Source organism: Thermohalobacter berrensis, from assembly GCF_003609645.1.
GTDB classification, from domain to species: Bacteria; Bacillota; Clostridia; order Tissierellales; family Thermohalobacteraceae; genus Thermohalobacter; species Thermohalobacter berrensis.
Map to the genome: position 1 here is coordinate 108,138 of NZ_MCIB01000036.1, position 23,165 is coordinate 131,302.

At 29.8% G+C, this 23,165-nt stretch carries 24 protein-coding genes and 1 other annotated feature; of the genes, 20 read left to right on the forward strand and 4 right to left on the reverse strand.

The annotated features are described in order from the left end of the window. Position 1 precedes the first annotated feature (1 nt). The 7 genes from BET03_RS11260 to BET03_RS11290 all read left to right on the forward strand — a co-directional run bounded on the left by BET03_RS11260 (position 2) and on the right by BET03_RS11290 (position 6,196). Positions 2 to 1,045: a branched-chain amino acid ABC transporter permease gene (locus BET03_RS11260; RefSeq protein ID WP_120170388.1), complete on the forward strand. Its 1,044-nt coding sequence runs from the start codon at positions 2 to 4 to the stop codon at positions 1,043 to 1,045. A gap of 18 nt (positions 1,046 to 1,063) precedes the next feature. Further along, entirely contained in the window at positions 1,064 to 1,825 is a 762-nt protein-coding gene (locus BET03_RS11265; RefSeq protein WP_120170389.1) for an ABC transporter ATP-binding protein, read from the forward strand. Position 1,826: 1 nt separating this feature from the next. Then, positions 1,827 to 2,537 carry an ABC transporter ATP-binding protein gene (locus tag BET03_RS11270; protein ID WP_120170390.1) on the forward strand — a complete coding sequence of 237 codons (711 nt, stop codon included), beginning with the start codon at positions 1,827 to 1,829 and terminating at the stop codon, positions 2,535 to 2,537. 395 nt (positions 2,538 to 2,932) lie between these two features. Next, positions 2,933 to 3,427, forward strand: coding sequence for a VanZ family protein (locus BET03_RS11275; protein ID WP_183108843.1), 495 nt, complete (start codon positions 2,933 to 2,935; stop codon positions 3,425 to 3,427). A gap of 138 nt (positions 3,428 to 3,565) precedes the next feature. Further along, a complete protein-coding gene (locus tag BET03_RS11280; protein ID WP_120170392.1) occupies positions 3,566 to 4,123 on the forward strand; it encodes an NfeD family protein in 558 nt (185 codons plus the stop codon). 15 nt (positions 4,124 to 4,138) lie between these two features. After that, positions 4,139 to 5,560, forward strand: a complete 1,422-nt coding sequence (locus tag BET03_RS11285) for a flotillin family protein (RefSeq protein ID WP_120170394.1) — start codon at positions 4,139 to 4,141, stop codon at positions 5,558 to 5,560. Between the two features lie 84 nt (positions 5,561 to 5,644). Next, positions 5,645 to 6,196, forward strand: coding sequence for a copper amine oxidase N-terminal domain-containing protein (locus BET03_RS11290; protein ID WP_183108844.1), 552 nt, complete (start codon positions 5,645 to 5,647; stop codon positions 6,194 to 6,196). Between the two features lie 64 nt (positions 6,197 to 6,260). Here the strand turns inward: BET03_RS11290 and BET03_RS11295 are convergent, their stop codons facing one another. Next, positions 6,261 to 7,622 (reverse strand): MATE family efflux transporter, encoded by a 1,362-nt coding sequence (locus BET03_RS11295; protein ID WP_120170397.1) that lies wholly within the window; start codon positions 7,620 to 7,622, stop codon positions 6,261 to 6,263. A 168-nt stretch (positions 7,623 to 7,790) separates the two neighbouring features. Here BET03_RS11295 and BET03_RS11300 point away from each other — a divergent pair, with 168 nt between their 5' ends. Then, a complete protein-coding gene (locus tag BET03_RS11300; protein ID WP_120170398.1) occupies positions 7,791 to 8,234 on the forward strand; it encodes a MarR family winged helix-turn-helix transcriptional regulator in 444 nt (147 codons plus the stop codon). A gap of 29 nt (positions 8,235 to 8,263) precedes the next feature. Next, the gene (locus BET03_RS11305; protein WP_120170399.1) at positions 8,264 to 8,812 is read left to right on the forward strand and encodes a flavodoxin family protein; all 549 of its coding nucleotides are present in this window, start codon (positions 8,264 to 8,266) and stop codon (positions 8,810 to 8,812) included. A gap of 40 nt (positions 8,813 to 8,852) precedes the next feature. On the opposite strand, the gene BET03_RS11310 is transcribed toward BET03_RS11305, so the two are convergent. Continuing rightward, on the reverse strand, positions 8,853 to 9,542 hold the full coding sequence (locus BET03_RS11310; RefSeq protein ID WP_120170400.1) for a hypothetical protein: 690 nt from the start codon (positions 9,540 to 9,542) through the stop codon (positions 8,853 to 8,855). A 211-nt stretch (positions 9,543 to 9,753) separates the two neighbouring features. Here BET03_RS11310 and uvrC point away from each other — a divergent pair, with 211 nt between their 5' ends. The 10 genes from uvrC to BET03_RS11360 all read left to right on the forward strand — a co-directional run bounded on the left by uvrC (position 9,754) and on the right by BET03_RS11360 (position 19,988). After that, positions 9,754 to 11,613, forward strand: a complete 1,860-nt coding sequence (uvrC, locus tag BET03_RS11315) for an excinuclease ABC subunit UvrC (RefSeq protein WP_120170402.1) — start codon at positions 9,754 to 9,756, stop codon at positions 11,611 to 11,613. A 91-nt stretch (positions 11,614 to 11,704) separates the two neighbouring features. Further along, positions 11,705 to 11,893, forward strand: a complete 189-nt coding sequence (locus tag BET03_RS11320) for a PspC domain-containing protein (protein ID WP_120170404.1) — start codon at positions 11,705 to 11,707, stop codon at positions 11,891 to 11,893. Between the two features lie 40 nt (positions 11,894 to 11,933). Further along, positions 11,934 to 12,866, forward strand: a complete 933-nt coding sequence (gene hprK / locus BET03_RS11325; protein ID WP_120170406.1) for an HPr(Ser) kinase/phosphatase — start codon at positions 11,934 to 11,936, stop codon at positions 12,864 to 12,866. Positions 12,867 to 12,886: 20 nt separating this feature from the next. After that, on the forward strand, positions 12,887 to 13,636 hold the full coding sequence (locus BET03_RS11330; RefSeq protein ID WP_120170407.1) for a phosphatase: 750 nt from the start codon (positions 12,887 to 12,889) through the stop codon (positions 13,634 to 13,636). 13 nt (positions 13,637 to 13,649) lie between these two features. After that, a complete protein-coding gene (locus BET03_RS11335) occupies positions 13,650 to 14,600 on the forward strand; it encodes an ROK family protein (RefSeq protein ID WP_120170409.1) in 951 nt (316 codons plus the stop codon). A gap of 112 nt (positions 14,601 to 14,712) precedes the next feature. After that, positions 14,713 to 16,053 (forward strand): ABC transporter substrate-binding protein, encoded by a 1,341-nt coding sequence (locus BET03_RS11340; protein WP_183108845.1) that lies wholly within the window; start codon positions 14,713 to 14,715, stop codon positions 16,051 to 16,053. Positions 16,054 to 16,137: 84 nt separating this feature from the next. Then, a complete protein-coding gene (gene murB / locus BET03_RS11345; RefSeq protein WP_207666070.1) occupies positions 16,138 to 17,052 on the forward strand; it encodes a UDP-N-acetylmuramate dehydrogenase in 915 nt (304 codons plus the stop codon). 14 nt (positions 17,053 to 17,066) lie between these two features. Further along, positions 17,067 to 17,798, forward strand: coding sequence for a PHP domain-containing protein (locus tag BET03_RS11350; RefSeq protein ID WP_120170412.1), 732 nt, complete (start codon positions 17,067 to 17,069; stop codon positions 17,796 to 17,798). A gap of 22 nt (positions 17,799 to 17,820) precedes the next feature. Beyond that, entirely contained in the window at positions 17,821 to 18,675 is an 855-nt protein-coding gene (gene rapZ / locus BET03_RS11355; RefSeq protein ID WP_120170414.1) for an RNase adapter RapZ, read from the forward strand. Between the two features lie 17 nt (positions 18,676 to 18,692). After that, positions 18,693 to 19,988 (forward strand): gluconeogenesis factor YvcK family protein, encoded by a 1,296-nt coding sequence (locus BET03_RS11360; protein ID WP_120170415.1) that lies wholly within the window; start codon positions 18,693 to 18,695, stop codon positions 19,986 to 19,988. Here BET03_RS11360 and BET03_RS11365 read toward each other — a convergent pair. Next, positions 19,985 to 20,509, reverse strand: coding sequence for a tryptophan transporter (locus BET03_RS11365; protein ID WP_120170416.1), 525 nt, complete (start codon positions 20,507 to 20,509; stop codon positions 19,985 to 19,987). The genes BET03_RS11360 and BET03_RS11365 overlap by 4 nt on opposite strands. 125 nt (positions 20,510 to 20,634) lie before the next feature. Beyond that, positions 20,635 to 20,897, reverse strand: a binding site (T-box leader). A 178-nt stretch (positions 20,898 to 21,075) separates the two neighbouring features. Here BET03_RS11365 and BET03_RS11370 point away from each other — a divergent pair. Continuing rightward, on the forward strand, positions 21,076 to 22,455 hold the full coding sequence (locus BET03_RS11370) for a tryptophanase (RefSeq protein WP_120170417.1): 1,380 nt from the start codon (positions 21,076 to 21,078) through the stop codon (positions 22,453 to 22,455). Positions 22,456 to 22,494: 39 nt separating this feature from the next. On the opposite strand, the gene BET03_RS11375 is transcribed toward BET03_RS11370, so the two are convergent. Further along, positions 22,495 to 23,037, reverse strand: coding sequence for a hypothetical protein (locus tag BET03_RS11375; RefSeq protein WP_120170418.1), 543 nt, complete (start codon positions 23,035 to 23,037; stop codon positions 22,495 to 22,497). Between the last annotated feature and the right edge of the window lie 128 nt (positions 23,038 to 23,165).

The window sequence follows — 23,165 nt, forward strand, 5'->3', positions numbered from 1 at the left end:
TATGAAGGATAAAAGAAAAATTTTAACAATAATATCACTTATATTATTTGTGATACTACTTTTTATAATGAATAGAACTTTTGATTCTTATGAGATAAGAATTCTAAATTTATGTGGAATATATGTTGTATTGGGGTTAAGTTTAAATTTAATAAATGGTTTTACTGGTCTTTTTTCCTTAGGACATGCGGGTTTTATGGCAATTGGAGCCTATACTTCTGCAATTTTTACGATGTCTCCTGAATTAAAACAGATGAATTATTATTTAAAACCGATAATTCCAATATTTAAAAATATTCAGCTACCATTTCTTCCTTCTTTATTAATAGCTGGTTTAATGGCTGGATTAATAGGTTTTTTAATAGCTGCTCCAGTTTTAAGACTTAAAGATGATTACTTGGCTATTGCAACTTTAGGATTTAGCGAAATTATTAGGGTGGTATTTACTAATACTCAAAGCCTAACTAATGGTGCTTTAGGATTAAAGGGTTTACCAAAGTATACAAATGTTTGGTGGAGCTGGGGAATGGCAATAGGAACGGTCATTTTTATGGTTTTATTAATAAAAGGTAGCTATGGTAGAGCTCTTATGGCAATAAGAGAAGATGAAATAGCAGCTGAAGCCATGGGAATAGATTTATTTAGGCATAAAATAATTTCATTTACAATTGGTTCATTTTTAGCAGGAGTTGGAGGAGCATTACTTGCTCATTTATTGGGTACAATTGACCCTTTAATGTTTAGGTTCTTACTTACATTTAATATACTACTTATTGTAGTTCTTGGGGGAATAGGTAGTATAACAGGTACAGTTATATCAGCAGTTGTTGTTACTGTACTAATGGAATTTTTAAGAGTATTAGACGGAACCATGGACTTAGGATTTATTAGAATATCAGGCATTCCAGGAATGCGTATGGTTGTATTTTCTGCTCTTCTTATGTTTGTAATTCTTTTTTATCAGAGAGGAATTATGGGTACAAAGGAATTTACCTGGGATTGGATATTAAATAGAAAGAAAAAATATACACAAATTAAAGGCTAAATAAGGGAAGTGAAAGGGATGTCTTTATTAAGAACTAATAATTTAACAAAGAAATTTGGTGGATTAACAGCTGTATCAAAATTTGCTATGGATATAAAAGAAATGGAAATAGTCGGTTTGATTGGTCCAAACGGTGCAGGAAAAACCACAGTATTTAATATGTTAACAGGGGTTTATAAGCCTACTAAAGGGAGTATATTTTTTGACGGAAGGGATATTACAGGAATTAAATCCCATGAGGTTACTAAATTAGGTATAGCAAGAACCTTTCAGAATATTAGACTTTTCAAGGAATTATCTGTATTAGATAATGTTTTGGTTGCAAATCATTTAAGACTAAAATCAAACATACTTTTTTCTGTGTTAAGAACACCTAATTATATTAGACAGGAAAAACATATGTATGAAAAGTCTATGGAACTATTAAAAGAAGTAGGATTAGATGATGTAAAGGATGAAATGGCTTCCTCCCTACCTTATGGTAAACAGAGGAGACTAGAGATAGCAAGGGCTTTGGCAACAGATCCAAAGATTTTATTGTTAGATGAGCCTGCAGCAGGGATGAATCCTCAAGAGTCTTTTGAGTTAATGGAATTTATACATGATATTAGAGATAAATTTGATTTAACTATTTTCATGATTGAACATCATATGCAGGTTGTAATGGGAGTATGTGAAAAAATATATGTTTTAGATCATGGTGTTACTATTGCTGAAGGAACACCAAAGGAAATTCAAAATGATGAAAAAGTAATAGAAGCCTATTTAGGGGTGGATTAATATGTTGAAAATAAAAGATTTAAATGTTCATTATGGAGGTATACATGCACTAAGGGGTATAAATATAGATGTACCTAAAAATAAGATAGTTACATTAATAGGAGCTAACGGAGCAGGTAAAAGCACAACACTTAGAACAATTATGGGCCTTGTAAGGGGTTCAAAGGGTAAAATAAATTATAATGATACTGATATAACTAATAAAGAAACAAAGGAAATAGTTGAAATGGGAGCAGTTTTAGTTCCAGAAGGTAGAAGAGTTTTTGCCAATTTAACCGTTGAGGAAAATTTAACTTTAGGTGCTTATATTCGTAAGGATAAAAGTGAAATTAAAAAGGATATGGAGCTTGTTTATAAACTATTTCCGAGACTTGCAGAAAGGAAATGGCAGAAGGCTGGTACCATGTCAGGTGGTGAACAGCAGATGCTTGCTGTAGGAAGGGCCCTTATGACTAAGCCTAAGCTTTTAATGATGGATGAACCATCATTAGGGTTAGCACCCCTTATAGTTAAGGATATTTTTGAAATAATTAAAGAAATTCATAGACAAGGAGTTACAATTCTATTAATTGAGCAAAATGCAAAAGCAGCATTAGAGATTGCTGATTACGGATATGTTCTAGAAACAGGAAGTATAGTCCTTGAGGGTGAAGGTAATGAACTTTTAAATAATGATGAGGTTCAAAAGGCATATTTGGGAGAAACGAAGTAACACAATTGAAAATGGAAAATTGAGAATTGAAAATTACTGAATGGGCTGAATTACTCAGCCCATATTTTTTATTATATAAGCAAGCATATTTTAACGAATTGCTGAAACAAAGGCAAATGATGTATTTAAGTATAATGAAAAATTTTATAAGACAATAAAAATTAAGGTTGCGAGGATGAAATCCCTTACCATACTAGAGGGGTGCTTAAGACTTGCAAGCAACAGCCGAAGGGGAACTAGGTCGCTTAGCAGAAGCGAGTTTTGCCGGTTTTTTTTATATGTTTAATAATTAAAATAGGGATTTATATTATAATATAAATGTGTAGCAAATGAAAAATATAGTAGGTTTTGTTTTACAACGAAGAATATTTATTTCAAAACAAAGGAGGCTGATTTTGAAAAAAATAAATTTTAACAATAAACTTTTTAAAATTTTTTCTTGGGTAATATTTTTCATGTATCTATTACTATTAATAAAAGTTATCATTTTAAAGTATCCAATTAAGGCTATTATTGAAGCAATTGAACAGACCAATATAGAGAATTTTAAAAGAAGAATACTTTATAGTAATTTTATTCCTATGAAAACTATATTCTACTATTTGATTAGTGAAGACAATATTAAAATAAGTAAATTGAATATTGGTGCCAACATTATAGCTTTTATTCCACTAGGCTTTATATTACCTTTTCTAATTGAAAGGTTAAAAAAGCTAAGCAAGATATTTATTATTGCTTTTATTATAAGTTTGATATTTGAATTGATACAGTTAATAACTGGTATTGGAGTATTTGATGTTGATGATTTAATATTAAATGTGTTAGGGGCAATATTAGGATTTGGTATATATAATATGATAAAAAGTTTAATTATTAGAAAACTTAATTAAAAATTACACATAAAAAGCTGATGGGTATATACCCATCAGCTTTTTTTATGTATAAAAGTAAGTATTAATAAAATAAAGAAAGCATATATATGTGCTGTGGAAATAAATGGAATTTATTTTTAGGAAAGGAGGGTGTTGGTGGATTGGTGGAACGGAATAACGGGGTTTGAGAAGATATTTTGGTATTTTGCAATACCGTTTTCTCTAGCATTTATAGTGCAGGTTGTCTTAACCTTTATGGGAATGGATGGAGATGTAGATGTATTTGATGCATTTTTAGATTTTGATTCATTTCCTTTATTTACAGTGAGGAACTTTATAATATTTTTTACAGTATTCGGATGGACTGGAATTGCTGCAATAAATGCAGGTTTTAGCAAAACAGTTACATTAATATTAGCTATTTTTCTAGCTTTAATTTTAATGCTTATTGTCGCAGGTACTTTTTATTTTATGAACAGATTAACTGAAAGTGGAAATATGGATTTGACAAATGCTATAAACCGTATAGGAGAAGTATATATTAAGATACCTGCAAATAGAAAAGGAAGGGGAAAGGTTCATATTGAAATTCAAGGTTCATTAAGGGAGATTGAAGCAGTAACAGATGGGGAAGAATTAAAATCTGGAGAAATGGTAAAGGTTGTAAAAGTATTAAATGACCAATTACTTTTAGTTGAAAAAGTGGATAAATAAAAGGGGGATATTGTTATGGGTTATTCAATAATACTAATTAGTATTGTTGTTGTAGTAATATTTGCAACTTTAGCTGCTATCTTTACTAGATATAAAAAATGTCCAGCAGACAAGGTACTAGTAGTATATGGTAAGGTAGGAAAGGGTTCAGATGGTGCTTTTCGTTCTGCAAAGTGTATACATGGAGGGGCTGCTTTTATATGGCCTGTTATACAAAGTTATGAATTTTTAGATTTAACACCTATTTCAATAGAAGTAAACTTAAAAAATGCCTTAAGTAAGCAAAATATTAGAGTAGATGTTCCTTCAAGATTTACAGTTGGTATTTCTACTGAGCCCGGAGTTATGAATAATGCAGCAGAAAGGCTACTGGGATTACAGCTAGATGAAATTCAGGAGCTAGCAAAAGATATAATCTTTGGTCAGCTAAGGTTAGTAATTGCAACAATGGATATTGAAGAGATAAATGCTGATAGAGATAAATTTTTGGCAAATGTAACTACAAATGTTGAGGCAGAACTTAAAAAAATTGGTTTAAAATTAATAAATGTAAATGTTACAGATATAAAAGATGAATCAGGATATATAGAAGCATTAGGTAAAGAAGCAGCTGCAAAGGCTATTAATGATGCCAAAAGAACAGTTGCTGAGAAAAATCGTGATGGTGCAATTGGTGAAGCTAATGCTAAGAGGGATGAAAGAATTAGAGTGTCTGAAGCAAATGCAACGGCTGTTGAAGGAGAAAATAAAGCTAAAATATCTATTGCCAATTCGGAAGCTGAAAGAAGACAAAGAGAAGCTGAAGCTAATAGAAAAGCAATTGCAGCAGAAAAGGTTCAAACAGCTAAAGCCCTTGAAGAGGCATATCTTGCAGAACAGGAGGCAGAAAAGACACGTGCAGAAAAACAAAGGGCTACTAAGATTGCAGACATAGTTATTCCAGCAGAAATAGAAAAACAAAAAGCAGAAATAGAGGCAGAAGCAGAAGCCGAAAGAATTAGACGTAAAGCAAGAGGGGAAGCAGATGGTGTGTTAATGAAAATGGAAGCAGAAGCTAAGGGTAAAATGGAAATATTAAGTAAACAGGCTGAAGGTTTTGAAAAAATAGTTGAGGCAGCAGGTGGTAATGCTAAAGATGCTGTTACATTAATGATTGCAGATAAACTTCCTGAACTAGTTAAGACTCAAGTTGAAGCAATAAAGAACATTAAGATAGATAAAGTTACTGTTTGGGATTCAATGGGAGGAGATAAACAAACTCCTATGACAGCAAACTTTTTATCTGGAATGTTAAAGTCAATCCCTCCTTTTGATGATATTTTCAAAATGGCTGGAATGGAGCTTCCTAATTACTTAACAGGAGATGTAAAAGATAATATAGAGGATAAGGTTGAGGAAATAAAAAAGGAAGATATAGATAAAGAAGATAAAAATTAAAATCAGCTCTAGATAATTATAATCGTATATTTTTAAATAAATTTGTTAATAATGATGGATAAAATGTTCCAATACAAGGGGGGATTGAAAATTAAAAGGATAAAATTTATTTTAGTTATACTACTAATAGTATCTATTAGTACAACGGCTAGTTTTGCAGAGGACTTTTTAAAAGAAATAAAAGTATATTTTAATAATATAAAAATTGAAGTAGATAATAAAGAAGTTTCAACAGATACGGAACCATTTATTTATAATGATAGGGTTTATGTACCTTTAAGATTTGTTGCTGAAGCAATGAATGCTAAAGTAAGTTGGGAAAATGAAGAAAATAAAGCTATAATTAAAACCTTTGATGATGTTGAAGAATGTGACTATTTAAATGGAGAAGTTTTTGTCTACGGGATGATAACAGATATTGATTATGAAAAAAGGAAGATTACACTAGAACAGCATTATGATGATAATAGTATTGAAGTTACTCCTTTATTAGAAGTAAAAGAGAATGTTGTTATTGTTTTACAGAGAAATGATAAAAAAATGAACATAAAATTTAAGGATTTAAAAATTGGGGATAATATAGGATTAATATTAGATAAAAACAAAAAGGTTAGGGGAATTATAATTTCCGTTTAGTTGTTTAGGATAATAAAAAGAGAAGGAATTTAGTGTTCCTTCTCTTTTTGTTTAAAATTATTAATTATAGTCCTGCATTTAACTTTATATTAATTTCAGATATTTGTTTTTTCATAAGTAATATAGTGATTATACTAGCTAATATATCAGCAATTGGGAATGCTAACCATACACCAAATAGCTGTAGATTGAATAGTCTTGGTAAAATTAATATTAAAGGTGTTAATAATATAAACTGTCTTAACAAAGATAAGATCAAAGCCGGCATTGCTTTACCTATAGCTTGAAATACTGTTGCTCCAACAAACTGAACACCAAGTAAAGGTACCATAGCAATTACTATTCTAAAAACAAAGGAGCCTTGTTTTATTAAATTCACATCTTCAGTAAAGGCCCTAAAAATAACATGTGGAATTGATTCTCCAATAATCCAACCTATTAATGCTAAAACTGTAGAAGCCATAATAGACAATTTAATAACTTTATTTACCCTTTCTAGCTTTCTAGCACCATAGTTAAATCCTGCAATTGGTTGCATACCTTGTACTACACCAATGATAGGGAGAAATAAGAAAGCAATAACTCGATTGACAATACCAAATATTGTAATTCCTATATCTCCTCCATAAATTCTTAATGAATTATTAACAACAATTGCGAAAATTGTACTAGTAGATGACCTAGCAAAGGCAGAAAACCCTACCGAAAATATTTCTTTAATAATATTCCAGTTTGGCATAAAGTGATGAAGTTTTACTTTTAAAGAACTTTTACCACTATAAATATAAAATAGAACGTAACAGAAAGAGATAAACTGTGAAACTATTGTAGCTAAAGCAGCTCCACTAATACCAAGATTAAATGCAAAAATGAATACAGGATCTAGAATAATGTTAATTCCAGCACCTAAAATCATAGTAATCATTGCTACTTTTGCATTCCCCTCAGCACGAATAAGGTTATTAGACATTACAGCAAAAGCAAAAAAGATACTACCTATAAGGATGATTTTAGTATAATCATTGGCATAGGGAAGTAGAGTATTTGTTGCACCAAAAATAGTTAATAATTCTTCTGTAAAGTTTAAACCCAATATAGTAAAAAGACCAACCAAAACTAAAACTGATATAAATCCGTTTCCTGCAATTTGGTTAGCCCTTTCAACTTTATTAGCACCTAAACTTCTTGATACAGCTGAAGCTGCACCAATTCCAACCATCTGAGCTAATCCCATAATTAACATTTGAATTGGAAAAGCTATAGCTAAACCACCGATTGCTAATGAACCAACCCCTTTACCAATAAATATTGTATCAACAACGTTATACAGCCCATTTACCATCATAGCAATTGCTGCTGGAAATGATAATTTAAGTAATAGTTTACTGACCTTTTCTTCTCCTAGTCTAGCACTTCTTGGATTCATAAAATTATCTCCTTTCTTAATTATAGCTACGTCTTTAAATGTTGACATTTGTTAATAAAAGAAATATTATAAAAGTAGATAGTTATATTTTTATAACTATTATAATTACATAACTATTATAAACTTAATTAATGAGAAAAACAACATATTTTTTAATGGGGTGAAATTATGAATAATAATTCTTTAGAACCTATTGTAGAAAGCATATTTAGTATACTTCCTCTATTCAAAAAAAAATTGATAAAACCTCATAAACATAATAAAGCTATTGACTTATCGCCATCTCATTTACAAATTCTATTTTTACTTGATGATTTAGGAAAATTACCTATTTCTGAAATTGGTAAACATCTATTTATATCAAAACCTAATATGACTCCACTTATTCAAAAGCTTATTAAAGAAAATTTAGTTGAGCGTATAAGGAATGAGGAAGATAGACGGTATATAGACATTCAAATTACAAAAAAGGGTAAAGAATTAATAGAAAATCATAAAGCTCTAGTAGCTGGAAACCTTAAAAAGAAATTAGCTAATTTGAGTGAAGAGGATTTAAAGGAACTTTCATTATCATTAAATAAAGTAAAAGAAATAATTTCAAAATTAGATTAATTTACTTTTTTCATTAAGGAGGAATAAATATGAGAGTAGTTGGATTTGTAGGAAGTCCAAGAAAAAATGGCAATACAAGCACTATTGTAGATAAAGTATTAGAAGGTGCAAAGAAAAAAGGAGCAGAAACTAAGCTATATTATTTAAATGATATGAATATAAAGGGATGTCAAGGATGCCTTTACTGTAGGAAAAATGAAAAATGTTGTGTTCAAGATGATATGGTTAAAATATATGATGATGTTAAAGAAGCAAATGCTTTAGTGATTGGCTCTCCTGTCTATATACATCAAGTATCAGCACAAACAAAGTTATTATTAGATCGTTTTTATCCATTAACAGATAATGAACATAAACCTAGATTTGGAGAAAAGAAGCTTATTATGGTTTATACTCAAGCAGCTCCCCTTAAAATCTTCTTTAAAAAATACTTTAGATATCTCGAAAAGTCCCTTGAGCCTATGGGATTGAAAAAGGTATCAAGAATTGTAGCTACTAAGTGTTTTGAAAAAAATTCAACTTCTAACAACATAAAAATTACGGAAAAAGCATTTAAAATTGGAGCTAATTTAGTTTAATAAAAACTAAAAAAACACCGTAGAAAAATACGGTGTTTTTCTATAAATATTTTCTCATCTTAATTTTCTTCTGTTTTAATAGACCAGTAATTTGTCTTTTAATTTCATTATCTGCATTAAATACTAACCTACCTTGCTCTAATATTAAAAATAATTCCACATGATTTGGGAAAATAAAATAACTATCTACGTCATTATAGCTATAATAACCTGAATCATTATGTATTTCAGTATTATAAGCAATTGGAAGGTTAATTCTTATATCAAATCCAGAAACTAATATTCCATTTCTCATAAAGTGTATTTTTACAGTTTCACTTGAATACTTAAGCAGAAACTCAAATACTATAATAGAAGCTATAAATAAAACTACTCTCGCCCAATTAATATATTCTAGAGATAAGTTTTTTAATAAAGGTGCAAAATATATTAGTATAATAACTCCATAAAACCAAAGCTTTTCTCCTAGTCTAAATTGCTCAGCCTTAACAGATAATAAAACAGTATTTTCTTTTAATATTTTCTTACTATGAAGATATCTTAATAAAGCCTGTATTAAAGTAAAGGTAACAAAAATTAGTGTAAAAAATATAGGATATACTATATTACTTACGGTTTCATTACTAAGCTTACTTATAAACGGACTGATTATATAGGATAATAATGACATAAATACAATTGCTATAAAAAAAGAGATAAAGAAATTAATAGTTTTTCTAATAGTTGACACAGTTTATTCCTCCTTTGTTACTTTCAAGGATACCCATCAAGTTAAATTATATACGAATTTTAAAAAGTACTCAATTATGGTATATTATTATATAAAAAGTCTTCATAAGAAATTTTTTAGAACAGATTGCAGAAATTATGTTCTATTACTTATTTTAACTTATATAATTCCTGATGTGTTATAAAAAGAATTATTAGAAGGGGATATTAATATGTTTAATATAGATGAAGAGCTAAAGAAACTTCCTGATGAGCCAGGGGTTTATTTAATGAAGGATGAAAAAGGCCAAATTATATATGTAGGAAAGGCTGTTTCTCTAAAAAAAAGGGTAAGACAATATTTTCAATCATCAAAAAATAAAACAGCTAAAGTAAATGCAATGGTAAAGAATATCCATGAATTTGAATATATTATAACAGATACTGAAGTAGAGGCATTGATATTAGAATGTAATTTAATTAAAAAACATAAACCTAAATACAATGTACTATTGAGGGATGATAAGCAATATCCATATATTAAAGTTACAACTAATGAAGAATACCCGAGAGTTATTAAAACAAGAAGAATTAAAAAGGATGGTGCAAAGTACTTTGGTCCTTATACTAGTGCTTCAGCTGTAAATGATACTATTAATATTATTAGAAACCTATATCCAGTAAGAACGTGTAAAAAGAATATGGGAAAAATACACAGAAAGGAAAGACCTTGCCTTAACTATCATATAGGTAGATGTTTAGGGCCATGTCAAGGTAATGTAAGTAAGAAAGAATATGATGAAATGATAAAAGAAATAATAATGTTTTTAAATGGTAAAGAGGATAAGCTTATAGAGATAATTGAGGAGAAAATGAAGGAAGCTTCAAAAAAATTAGATTTTGAAAGTGCAGCAAGATACAGAGACCAAATAATTTCATTAAAACATGTATTAGAGAAACAAAAGGTTGTCTCTACTAATTTAGTAGATCAAGATATTATTGGTATGGCAAGAGGAATAGATGAGGTATGTGTCCAAGTATTTTTTGTTAGGTCAGGAAAAGTAATGGGAAGGGAACATTTTATTCTAAATAATACTGATGAAATGGATAGAAAAGAGGTTTTAAGTTCATTTATAAAACAATTTTATTTAGGGTCAGCCTATGTCCCAAAGGAAATATTAGTTGAGGAAGATTTTACAGACAAAGATATAATAGGTAAATGGTTAAGTGAAAAGAGAGGTTCAAAAGTATATATTAAAGTTCCTAAAAGAGGAGAAAAGAATAAGTTAATGGAAATGGTAAGAAAGAATGCCCTAGAAACCTTAAAACAGTATAGTGATAGAATTAAAAAGAAAATGGAAAAAATTAAAGAAGTAATTAAAGAGTTAGAAAAGCTTCTGAATTTAGACAGATTACCTAAAAGAATTGAAGCATTTGATATTTCAAATATTCAAGGTGTTGAATCTGTAGGTTCAATGGTTGTGTTTGAAGACGGACAGCCTAAAAAAAGTGATTATAGAAGATTTAAAATAAAATCTGTTATAGGTCCCAATGATTATAAAAGTATGGAGGAAATACTATATAGAAGATTTAAAAGGGGTTTAAAGGAAAGGGAAATGATAAAAAATAATGAAATAGGAATAGAAAGTTTTTCTGTATTTCCCGATTTAATAATGGTTGATGGAGGAAAAGGACAGATAAATGCTACTCAAAAAATTTTAGATTCTTTGAATATAAATATACCAGTTTGTGGACTAGTTAAAGATGACTTTCATAATACTAGGGGAATAATATATAAAAATAAAGAAATAGATCTTTCTAATAATAGTAATGTATTTAGATTTATTACAAGAATTCAAGATGAAGCACATAGATTTGCTATAAGTTACCATAGGAGTTTAAGGGATAAAAAGGTATTTAGGTCTGTATTAGATGATATAAATGGTATTGGGAAAAAGAGAAAAATGGCTCTTCTTAAAAAATTTGGGTCTGTAGATAAAATAAAAGAAGCAGATATAGAAGAATTGGCTAGTGTTGAAGGAATGAATAAAAGGGCAGCTAAGTCAGTTTACAACTTTTTTAGGGAAAATTAAATGATTAAATATATTACTATATATAATTAACTTCTGATTTTATTTACTCTATAATATAAAAGTAATATAATAGAGAGAGGGGGAATAAGTAATGGAAAAGAAATTAACACGTTCAGTTAGAGATAGAAAATTGTTAGGTGTTTGCGGAGGATTAGGTGAATATTTTGAGGTAGATTCTACAATAATTAGACTTATTTGGGCTTTTATTACAATATTTACTGCTGGTATAGGAGGTATAATTGCATATATAGTTGCTGGAGTAGTAATTCCTGAAGAATAGTTTTTATGTAATAAAATTACTATTAACATAGGAGGATGTTATGAATTCATTAACAGTAGATAGATTAGCTAAAGACATGGGGTTAGAAGTAATATATATGCCAGATAATCCAAAAACACGATTAACAATAAGTGATCTTAATAGACCTGGATTACAGCTAGCAGGGCATTATAGCCATTTTGCCTATGAAAGACTACAGATAATTGGGCAAGTGGAGTGGAGTTATTTATCTAATCTTGATGAAAAAACATTAGAAGAAAGACTTAACAACTTTTTCAAATATGATATACCAGCTGTAGTAGTTACAAGAAAGTTAGAGATATTTCCACAGATGTTAAATGCAGCTAAACATTATGGAAGAACTATTTTAAGAAGTGAACTAGCTACAACAAAGTTCATAAAGAAAGTCCTAAATTACCTTGATGATATATTAGCACCACAAATTACTATACATGGAGTATTAGTTGATGTTTATGGTATAGGTATTCTTATTATAGGAAAAAGTGGTGTTGGTAAAAGTGAAACTGCATTAGAGTTAATAAAAAGAGGTCACAGACTTGTAGCAGATGATGCTGTTGAAATTCGTAAGGTAGAAGAAGGAGTCTTAAAAGGAACTGCACCAGAGGTAATAAGACATTTCTTAGAAATTAGAGGAATAGGTATTTTAGATATAAAGAGATTATATGGAGTAGGGGCTGTAAGAAATTCCAAGGCAATAGAGTTAGTTATAGAATTAGAATATTGGGATGAAAACAAAGAGTATGACAGAATTGGATTAGATGAAGAATATACAGAAATATTAAATACTAAGGTACCGAAAATTACTATTCCAGTTAAGCCTGGTAGAAACTTAGCAATGATTCTTGAAGTAGCAGCAAGGAACCATAGACAGAAGAGAATGGGATATAATGCAGCTAAGGAATTAAATGACAGATTAATGGGGGATTTTCAAGAGGCAAAGGTTGAAGATTAAAGTTGAAAGGGTGTGTTAGATTGAAATTTGTTATAGATACCCATTGTCATACTATATCCAGTGGACATGCATATAGTACAGTCTTAGAAATTGCAAGGGAAGCCAATAATAAAGGACTTGAAATGATAGGGATAACTGACCATGGGCCAGAAATGCCAGGAGGTCCTCATATTTTTCATATAGGTAATCTTAAGGTTATACCAGAAAAAATATATGGTGTTGAAATTTTAAGGGGAGTAGAAGCAAATATAATAGATTACAATGGAAAATTGGATGTTCCAGATGAAGTACTTGAAAAATTGGATATTGTTTTGGCTGGATTACATCCACCATGTATTGATCCAGGTTCCATTGAGGAAAATACAAATGCAATACTTAATGCTATGGAAAATGATTATGTAGATGTTATTGTCCATCCTGGAAATCCTGTATTTCCTATTGATAAAGAAAGATTTGTACTAAAGGCTAAAGAGACTAATACCCTTGTTGAAATTAACAATAGTTCATTTTCCGTATCAAGAGAAGGAAGTAGGGAAAACTGTATTGAAATTGCACAACTTTGTAAGAAATATGGAGTAAAGGTTGTTGTAGGTAGTGATTCTCATGTGGCCTTTGATGTAGGAAAATTTGACAAAGTATTAAGTATTTTTAGGGACATAGATATGCCTGAAGAACTTATAATGAATCTAAATGTAGAAAGATTTAAAAATTACTTAAAAAGTAAGAAAAAGATTAGATTCTTAGAAACTACAGATACATCAAAAATGTAAAAGGGGGGTATTTATGTATATAGGAGTAGATATAGGTGGTACAGCTATAAAAGCAGGAATTGTTGATGAATCAGGAGATATTGTTAAGAAAAAAGAAACTGCTACTAATGTTCATAGAGGATATGAAGCAATTGAAAAAGATATTATAGATTTAATATCAGATTTAAAAAAAGAAGTAGAAGAAAAGGGGAATACTGTTAAATCTATAGGTATAGGTATACCTGGAATTGCAGATGTAAACCATGATATAGTTATTTATTGTACAAATTTAAAATGGAGAAATGTACCTTTAGGTAAAAATCTAAAAGAACATTTTAATCTCCCTGTATATATAGAAAATGATGCTACAGTTGCAGGATTAGCTGAAGCAGTTAAAGGTTCTACTAAAGGATATAAAAATTCACTATTCTTAACATTGGGAACAGGCGTAGGTGGCTCTATTATAATTAATGATAAGATATTTAATGGTAGTCACGGTATAGGCTCAGAAATAGGTCATATGATTGTTGGTGAAAATTTTTATGACTGTAATTGTGGTAATAATGGATGTCTTGAGACATTTGCATCAGCTACTGCATTAATTAAATATACTAAAAAATTAATTAAAGAAGGTTACAAAGATACAATTATTATGGATAAAATAGATGGTGATTTAGATAAATTAAATGCAAAAATTATTTTTGATTCTGCTAAAGAAGGAGATGAACTAGCTAATAAATCAGTAGATAGAATGGTAAAATATCTATCAATTGGAATAGGTAGTCTTATCAATATTATGGACCCTGGGATAATTGCAATTGGTGGAGGTATATCTAAGGCAGGAGAGTTCTTATTAGATAAAATTAGAGAAGAAGTTCCTAAATATGTAATTTTTAATGAGGTGAAATTTGCTGATATTGTAATTGCTCAACTTAAAAATGATGCAGGAATTATAGGAGCAGCAATGTTACATAATTTTATGTAAATTGATAAAAATGCTGATGGAATATTCCATCAGCATTTTTATTGTATGGTAGTTAAAATAAACATAAACCCCCTATAAAAAGAATAGGTATATAAGGGGGTGGCTTAATAATATGCGTAAGATAAGAGTACTTTCTACCATTTTATTAATAATATTTATAATAACCTGGCCAATATATTTTTTTACACATACTCCGATTAAAAAAGATAAAAATAAGGAGACAGTTGATGAAGAAAAAAGTCAATGGAAAGGTGTAATAAGGTTATGGGACTTTCCTAGATTAAATATAAATACTGGAAGCAGATACAGCTGGATAATGAGTAAAATAAGGAAATTTGAAAAGGAAAACCCTGGAGTATTTATAGAATTTGAGCCAATTGACTGGAAGAAAGGTCCTATTAAATTAGAAGTTGGATTACAAACTGGAAATTTACCAGATATTGCCCCAGTGGGAACAGACCCCTTATTTATGACAAAAGAAGTATTAGAACCATTAGATTCTTTTTTAACTAAGTCAGAAATAAATAAATTTAAACCTCAAGCTTTAAAAGCAGTAAAGTATAATGGAAAAATATGGGGCATGCCATTTATGATGACAACATATGCTATGTATTTAAACCTTGAACTTTTTAGACAAAGAGGAGTTGAGCCTCCAATAGATGGAAATTGGACATATGAGGAATTTATAGATAAAATGAAAAAACTAACATATGATTCAGATGGTGATGGAAAAATAGATTATTATGGTTTTGTTTCTTTTATAGAGCCAAATTATTATAATATTTGGGGAATAATATTAAGCGATGGTGCTGAAATAATAGATAATAATGGTCAATATGTCTTTTATGGTGAAAAAGCGTTAAGTGGATTACAGAAGTTAGTAGATTTAAAAAAGAAATATAAAGTTACACCAGAGGATTTTGGTCTTTATGATGAGAATACAGCATGGGATATGTTTTATAATAAAAAGAAAGTAGCTGTATATCCAACAGGCTCTTGGGCTGTAAGAGTACTTCAAAAACTATATGAAAAAGGCAAAGGATTTGAGTTTACAGTTGCTAATTATCCAATAGGAGACAGAAGGATACCAATTTCATTTAATAATAGTGTAAGTGCCTATGCTATTTTTAAGCAAGAAAATGAGGAAAAATTAAAGATGTGTGTAAAATTTCTAAAATTTCTTGTTAATAATGATAACCAAAGAGAGCTAGAAAAATTAGGAGTTTTTCCTGTGAAAAAGGGAATTAAAGGGATGTATTTATACGATGAAAAAATGAAAAGGGTAGAAGATATTATCTCATATACTAAGACTATTCCTAGACATGGTAAGTGGAAAAAAATTGATAGAATACTTCAAAATCAGGTTAGACTTGCGGTTATAGGCAAAAAAACAAGTAGCAAAGCTTTAGAAGATGCTAAAAAGCAAGTATATCAAATATTAAATACGAAATAATTACTGTTGTTTAATAAAACCAAAAAGGCTATACTTTTAATTGAAGGTTTTTTTAGTCAATAAAATTCATAGGAGTTGATAGTGTTGGAAAAAGAAGTTGTATACAATAATTTAAAGGGAAAAATAATTGAAGGAACTATTTTATTAGATGAACCGATGAAAGACCATACTTCTTTTAAAATCGGTGGACCAGTTGATATTATGGTTTTACCAAAAAACATAGATGAAATATCAAATACTGTGAAGTTCTGTAAAGAGAATAATATTAATTTTTATATTATAGGAAATGGATCAAATCTTTTAGTAAGTGACAAGGGAATAAGGGGACTTGTTATAAAAATTTCAGAAAACTTTAGTGATATAAAAGTAGAGGGCAACAGAATTATAGCCCAGGCTGGAATACTTTTATCAAAACTATCAAAGGTTGCATTAAGGAATTCTCTAAAAGGACTAGAGTTCGCAAGTGGAATCCCTGGTTCTTTAGGTGGAGCTATTACTATGAATGCAGGGGCCTATGGAGGAGAAATGAAGGATGTTGTAAAAAAAGTAAAGTGTATGGATAGAGATGGAAATGTATATGAATATACAAACGAAGAAATGGATTTTGGGTATAGAAAAAGTTTAGTACAGAAGAAAAATCTTATAGTATTAGAGGTAGAAATGGAGCTTTGTAAAGGGGACTATAATGAGATAAAAGAGGAAATGGATATACTTACAGAGAAAAGAAATGCAAAACAACCTCTTTCAATGCCTAGTGCAGGTAGTACCTTTAAAAGACCAAAGGGACATTATGCTGGTAAACTGATTCAAGATGCAGGATTAAAAGGATTAAAATATGGGAATGCCCAAGTTTCTGACCTTCATTCTGGATTTATAGTAAACATAGGAAATGCAACATGTGAAGAAGTGTTGACATTAATAAAAATAGTACAAAAGACTGTAAAAGATAAATTTGGAGTAGAACTTGAACCCGAAGTAAAAATAATAGGTGAAGAATAGTGGAGTGATAACAAATGAAAATAATTGGAGATTTTCATACACATACAGTTTATAGCCATGGTAAAGGAACTATAAGACAAAATGTAGAAAGTGCCAGAAAAAAGGGATTGAAGGAAATAGCTATTTGTGACCATGGACCAAGCCATATGGGGTTCGGGGTAAAAAGAGAAAATCTTAAAAGGATGAGGGAAGAAGTAGATAGATTAAATAGTATATATAATGATATTAAAATATTATTAGGAGTTGAAGCTAATATAATAAGCTATGAAGGAGATATAGATGTAGATGACGATATAATGAAGTATTTAGATATTTTGCTAGTAGGTTTTCACTTTGGGGCAAAGCCTGCTTCAATATCTGATGCTCTTAAGCTTTATGGAATGAATTATGCAGGAAAAATTATACCATCAATAGGGAAAACTGCAAGATATTATAATACACAGGCTTTAGTAAATGCAATAAATAGATATAATATAGATTTAATAACTCATCCAGGGGCAAAAGTTGATATTGATACAAGAAAATTAGCTAAAGCTGCAGCAAAAAGAAAAACAGCATTAGAAATAAATGCAAGTCATGGGCAATTGACAGTAGAATACATTAAAATTGCTATGAAAGAAGATGTAAAGTTTATAATAAGTAGCGATGCACACAGACCGGAGGATGTGGGGAATCTAGATGAAGGTATAAAAAGAGCCAAAGAAGCTGGTCTAAGTGTAGATAGGATAATTAATGTAACTGACTAACAAAAGAAAGGGGATAAATTAAATGGAATTTGTTATAATAACAGGTCTTTCTGGTGCAGGGAAAAGTCAAGCTATGAAGGTTATGGAGGATATTGGTTTCTACTGTATGGACAACCTTCCACCTGCACTGCTACCTAAATTTGCCGATTTATGTTTTCAGTCAAAGAGAAGTATAAATAAGGTAGCAATAGTTGCTGATATTAGAGGAGGAAAATTTTTTAACGACTTATTCCATAGCCTAGAAATTTTGGAGAAACAAGGCTTTAAATATAGAATCCTGTTTTTAGATGCCTCTGATGAGGTACTTATAAAAAGATTTAAGGAAACTAGAAGACAACACCCTTTAAGTCCTGAAGGTAGAATAATAGATGGTTTGAAAAGTGAAAGGGAAAAATTAAAAGAAGTTAGAAAAAAAGCTGATAATATAATAGATACAACAAATTTAACAGTTGGCATGTTAAAAGAAGAAATTAGAAAAATATTTTTAGAAGGAAAGGAAACTGAAAATTTAACTATATCAATTCTATCCTTTGGATTCAAACATGGTATTCCACTTGATGCAGATTTAGTTTTTGATGTAAGATTTCTACCAAATCCACATTATATTGAAGAATTAAAAGAATTTACAGGCAATGATAAAAGGGTTAGAAATTATGTAATGAACTGGGATCAAACAAAACAATTTGTTGAAAAACTTATAGATTTAATAAATTTCCTAATTCCTTATTACATTAAGGAAGGGAAAACTCAACTTGTGATTGCAATAGGTTGTACTGGGGGAAAACATAGGTCAGTAACAATTGCTAACGTACTTTATGAAAATTTAAAAGAGAAGGAGTATAGAGTGATAATTGATCATAGAGACTGTAGTAAATAATAAAGGGGTTTAGCAATATGAAGATATTAGATTGGATTAAATTAAGCTTTAACACTAAAAAATGGATTATTATTGGGGGGATTGGGCTTATATGTCTAATAATTGGTATAACCCCTATTTCTTATGAACTAGTTTTGCTAATAAATAACCCAATAATATATATAATACTATTACTATTGGGAGGACTTCTTGTTATACTGTCTTTTAAAAAAGGTTTTAATTCTGTTTTAAAACTACTACAAAGTTCAGATGGTAATTTAAATGTAGACTCAGTCAATAGGGTTTTATATAAAAAAAAGGTATTAGAAAAGGGACCTAAAATAGTAGCTATAGGAGGAGGAACAGGATTATCTGTATTACTAAGGGGGTTGAAAGAGTATACATCTAATATTACAGCTATAGTTACAGTTGCGGATGATGGTGGAGGCTCTGGAGTATTAAGAGAAGACTTAGGGATGCTTCCTCCAGGAGATATTAGAAACTGTATATTAGCCTTAGCAGATACAGAACCTGTTATGGAAAAAGTATTACAACATAGATTTAAAGAAGGAAAGCTTAAAGGTCAGAACTTTGGTAACCTCTTTATCGCAGCAATGAATGAGATATATGGTAATTTTGAGAGGGCAATAAAAGAAATAAGTAATGTATTAGCCGTTACGGGAAGGGTACTTCCTATGACATTAGAAGATGTAAAACTATATGCCAAATTAAAAAATGGTGAAATAATTGAAGGAGAATCCAAAATACCTATTAAAAATAAAGAGCTAGGCAGTGAAATAGATGAGGTTTTTATTAATCCAAAGGAAAGCTATCCATTAAAAGAAGCCATTGATGCAATCAATGAAGCTGATGGAATAGTACTAGGTCCAGGAAGTTTATATACAAGTGTTATTCCAAATCTTTTAGTTAAGGATTTAAGTTATCATATTTGGAAATCTGATGCAGTTAAAATTTATGTATCTAATGTAATGACTCAGCCTGGAGAAACTGATAATTATGATGTATTAGACCATGTAAAGGCTTTATTAAAACATGGAAAAATAGATATTGTAGACTATGTAATTGTAAATAATGAAGAAATTCCAGAAAGTGTTTTAAAAAAATATCATGAGGATGGAGCACAATCGGTTATTATCTCAGATAATCAAGAAAAAGAGTTAAATAAGATGAACATAAAAGTAATTAAAGAGGATTTAATAGATATAAAGAAAAATTATGTTAGACATGATGCTCACAAGGTAAGTAAAATAATTACAGACCTTATAATTAAGAAAAAAATTGAAAAAGACAATAAAAATAGCAGGGAGAACTAATTCTCCGCTGCTATTTTTATGCCTGAAAGTTTTAACGCTGTTAAAACAGCTTTATATATAATTATTGTAATAAATGTATTCGTTATAGAAGTAGGTAGTACTATTCCTATAAACAACACCTTAAATGGAACAGGCAGCCCTACTATTAATAGGGCAGAAAGTAGAAAAACAGTGCCACTTATAATAGTACCAATAAAAGATATTACTCCTACAGAAAAGTTATTTAACTTTATTTTAGATAGAAACTTTATTAAGAAAAAGAGTATTACACAAGTAATTAGTTTATCGATTAAATTTGGTATTTGTCCACCGGGAAAAGTTGTAGTTAAAGCTGTAATTATACCACCTAATAAAGCTGTTAGAATAGCATTTTTAAAGTTATTATTTATTAATAAAGAAACAAAAATGAATGAAAGCATTAAATCAAATTTCATGCTTCCTAAGGTTCCTGGAACTATTTGGTGAAGAATAAATCCTATAGCCAAAAGTAATGCAGTTAAAATACTTTTTCTTAAATTCATAAAAAATCTCTCCTTTTTATTTTTTTAATATTAAAGCCGTACCAGTATGGTTTATCAGTATCTTCTCTTCAAAGCATTCATATCACCACCTTAATTTTTTTAGAAATAAAAAAAGTCTTCCATCCCTAAGGGACGAAAGACTTAATTTCGCGGTACCACCCTGGTTAGATAGTAAAAACTATCTCACTTTTTCAGATACGGAGCAATTATTTGCTCGATATCCTATTCCTATAACGGGAAACTCCCGGCTTGAGCTACTCTCTTAATAATTAAGATTTCGCTTAGCTTCTCCCAGGTCCATTCGCTAGAAACCCAATACCGAGCTCACACCAACCTCGGTTCGCTTTGATTAGGTGAACTAACTACTACTCCTGTTCACAGAATTTGTAAAATGTTTTTAATTTAAAGAAATTTTATCATATTATGACTTCTAAATCAATATAAAAATTACAAATTTTTAATAAATTCTATAAATTTAAAGGAGGATACTATAATATATAGAATATATTATAGTAGAATTTTTTATTGCATTAATATATTATGTCTTCATAAGGAGGGATTAATTAATGTACGATAAAATGGCAGAACCATATAAAATTAAAATGGTAGAAAGAATTAGACTTATACCTAAAGAAGAAAGGGAAAAGAAAATAAAAGAGGTAGGTTATAATGTATTTGGATTAAAAGCTGAAGATGTATATATAGACTTATTAACAGATAGTGGTACAGGTGCTATGAGTGATAACCAATGGGCTGGAATTATGTTAGGAGATGAATCCTATGCAGGTAGTAGAAACTTTTATAACTTACAGGATACAGTAAGAGGGATTATAGGCTATAATTATTTTATACCTACACATCAAGGTAGAGGTGCGGAAAACGTTTTATTTCCTATTCTAATAAAAAAAGGACAGTATGTACTAGGAAATATGCACTTTGATACTACAAAGGCACACATAGAATTAAAGGGCGGTAGAGCAGTAAACCTAATTACCGAAGATGCTTTTGATACAGAAAAAGAACATCCTTTCAAAGGAAACTTTGATATAGAGAAATTAGAAAGCTTTATAAAAGAAAAGGGAGCAGAAAACTGTGCCTTTATTCTTATAACAGTTACTTGTAATAGTGCAGGTGGACAGCCTGTATCAATGGAAAATATTAAAGAAGTTAGAAAAATTGCTGATAAATACGGATTAAAGGTATTTTTTGATGCTGCAAGGTTTGCTGAAAATGCTTATTTTATAAAACGAAGAGAAGAAGGATATAAAGATAAAAGTATTAGAGAAATAGTAAAAGAAATGTTTTCTTATGGTGAAGGATTAACTATGAGTGCTAAAAAAGATGGTATTGTAAATATAGGTGGTATGATAGCAATTAAAAACGATGAAGAGCTTTATAACTTAGTAAGACAATCATTGGTACCTATTGAAGGCTTCCCAACTTATGGAGGACTAGCTGGTAGAGATATGGAAGCATTATCAAGAGGTTTAAGGGAAGTTGTAGACGAATCATATTTAAGCTCTAGAATTGGTCAAGTAGAATATTTAGGGAAGAAACTAGATGAAGCAGGAATACCTATTCAAAAACCTGTAGGAGGTCATGCGGTATTTGTAGATGCTAAAAAAATGCTGCCACATATTCCTTATTACCAATTTCCAGCTCAAGCTTTATGTGTAGAATTATATAAAGAAGCAGGAGTTAGAGGAGTTGAAATAGGTTCTTTCTTATTAGGCAGAGACCCTGATACTGGTGAGCAGTTAGAGTCACCTCTTGAGTTATTGAGACTAACTATTCCAAGGAGAGTATATACATATAATCATATGGATGTTATAGCAGAAGCACTTAAAAATATCTATAAGAGAAAGGACCAACTAAAAGGTTATGAATTTACCTATGAACCAAAAGTTTTAAGACACTTTACAGCTAGATTAAAACCAGTTGAATAGAAATGATGCTGCTTTAAGCAGCATCATTTCTATAACATTTTAGTGTCTTTTATATTTTTGATTTAGCATTTTAGAAATTAGGGTTCCAGCAGTTTTTTTAGTAAGGGAGTTTATATCTACATTTATATTTAAAGAGTCAGAAAGATTTTGTATTGTTTCAATTTGCCTTTTAGTTGGAGGTTCATCTATTGAAAAGTTAATATCTTGTTTTTCATTAGTATTAAATTGAGGAGTTTCATTAATTTCATCTATGTTAATTTCTTCAATAGCTGTCATACCTACATTAGTTAAATCTCGTAAAGCCCTTGCTTTAGCTCTAGTGGAGGCCATTCTAATTAAATGTGGTTCTATATTTATATTAACCGATTGAGGACTTGCATCGCCAAAGTCTATGAATTTACCATTTTCAGATATTGCGGTTGCTTTACATATAGCTGTCATGTTATTTTCTTTAGTAGGAACTTGTATTAATTCTACTTCAATTGATTTTAATTTTTTCTGATGGGCTAAATCCAATAGTCCTTCATATGTTACATAGGATTTTCCTTGAAGATTGATTACAAAATTTTCTTTTAATGCCATTAGTTCACCTCCTAATTATAGCATTTACCTCTTAATATTAGTTTTGTTTTATAAAATATAAATAAACAGGTTAATAAAAGCTTAAGTTGAACAAATTGGGATATAAAACAGTACTTTGAATTGATCTT

Excerpts from the sequence above, each read along its gene's own strand:
- BET03_RS11260 (WP_120170388.1), top strand. The coding sequence starts at position 2 with ATGAAGGATAAAAGAAAAATTTTAACAATAATATCACTTATATTATTT.
- BET03_RS11265 (WP_120170389.1), top strand. The coding sequence starts at position 1,064 with ATGTCTTTATTAAGAACTAATAATTTAACAAAGAAATTTGGTGGATTA.
- BET03_RS11270 (WP_120170390.1), top strand. The coding sequence starts at position 1,827 with ATGTTGAAAATAAAAGATTTAAATGTTCATTATGGAGGTATACATGCA.
- BET03_RS11285 (WP_120170394.1), top strand. The coding sequence starts at position 4,139 with ATGGGTTATTCAATAATACTAATTAGTATTGTTGTTGTAGTAATATTT.
- BET03_RS11295 (WP_120170397.1), bottom strand. The coding sequence starts at position 7,622 with ATGAATCCAAGAAGTGCTAGACTAGGAGAAGAAAAGGTCAGTAAACTA.
- BET03_RS11300 (WP_120170398.1), top strand. The coding sequence starts at position 7,791 with ATGAATAATAATTCTTTAGAACCTATTGTAGAAAGCATATTTAGTATA.
- BET03_RS11305 (WP_120170399.1), top strand. The coding sequence starts at position 8,264 with ATGAGAGTAGTTGGATTTGTAGGAAGTCCAAGAAAAAATGGCAATACA.
- uvrC (WP_120170402.1), top strand. The coding sequence starts at position 9,754 with ATGTTTAATATAGATGAAGAGCTAAAGAAACTTCCTGATGAGCCAGGG.
- BET03_RS11320 (WP_120170404.1), top strand. The coding sequence starts at position 11,705 with ATGGAAAAGAAATTAACACGTTCAGTTAGAGATAGAAAATTGTTAGGT.
- hprK (WP_120170406.1), top strand. The coding sequence starts at position 11,934 with ATGAATTCATTAACAGTAGATAGATTAGCTAAAGACATGGGGTTAGAA.
- BET03_RS11335 (WP_120170409.1), top strand. The coding sequence starts at position 13,650 with ATGTATATAGGAGTAGATATAGGTGGTACAGCTATAAAAGCAGGAATT.
- BET03_RS11340 (WP_183108845.1), top strand. The coding sequence starts at position 14,713 with ATGCGTAAGATAAGAGTACTTTCTACCATTTTATTAATAATATTTATA.
- BET03_RS11350 (WP_120170412.1), top strand. The coding sequence starts at position 17,067 with ATGAAAATAATTGGAGATTTTCATACACATACAGTTTATAGCCATGGT.
- rapZ (WP_120170414.1), top strand. The coding sequence starts at position 17,821 with ATGGAATTTGTTATAATAACAGGTCTTTCTGGTGCAGGGAAAAGTCAA.
- BET03_RS11360 (WP_120170415.1), top strand. The coding sequence starts at position 18,693 with ATGAAGATATTAGATTGGATTAAATTAAGCTTTAACACTAAAAAATGG.
- BET03_RS11365 (WP_120170416.1), bottom strand. The coding sequence starts at position 20,509 with ATGAATTTAAGAAAAAGTATTTTAACTGCATTACTTTTGGCTATAGGA.
- BET03_RS11370 (WP_120170417.1), top strand. The coding sequence starts at position 21,076 with ATGTACGATAAAATGGCAGAACCATATAAAATTAAAATGGTAGAAAGA.
- BET03_RS11375 (WP_120170418.1), bottom strand. The coding sequence starts at position 23,037 with ATGGCATTAAAAGAAAATTTTGTAATCAATCTTCAAGGAAAATCCTAT.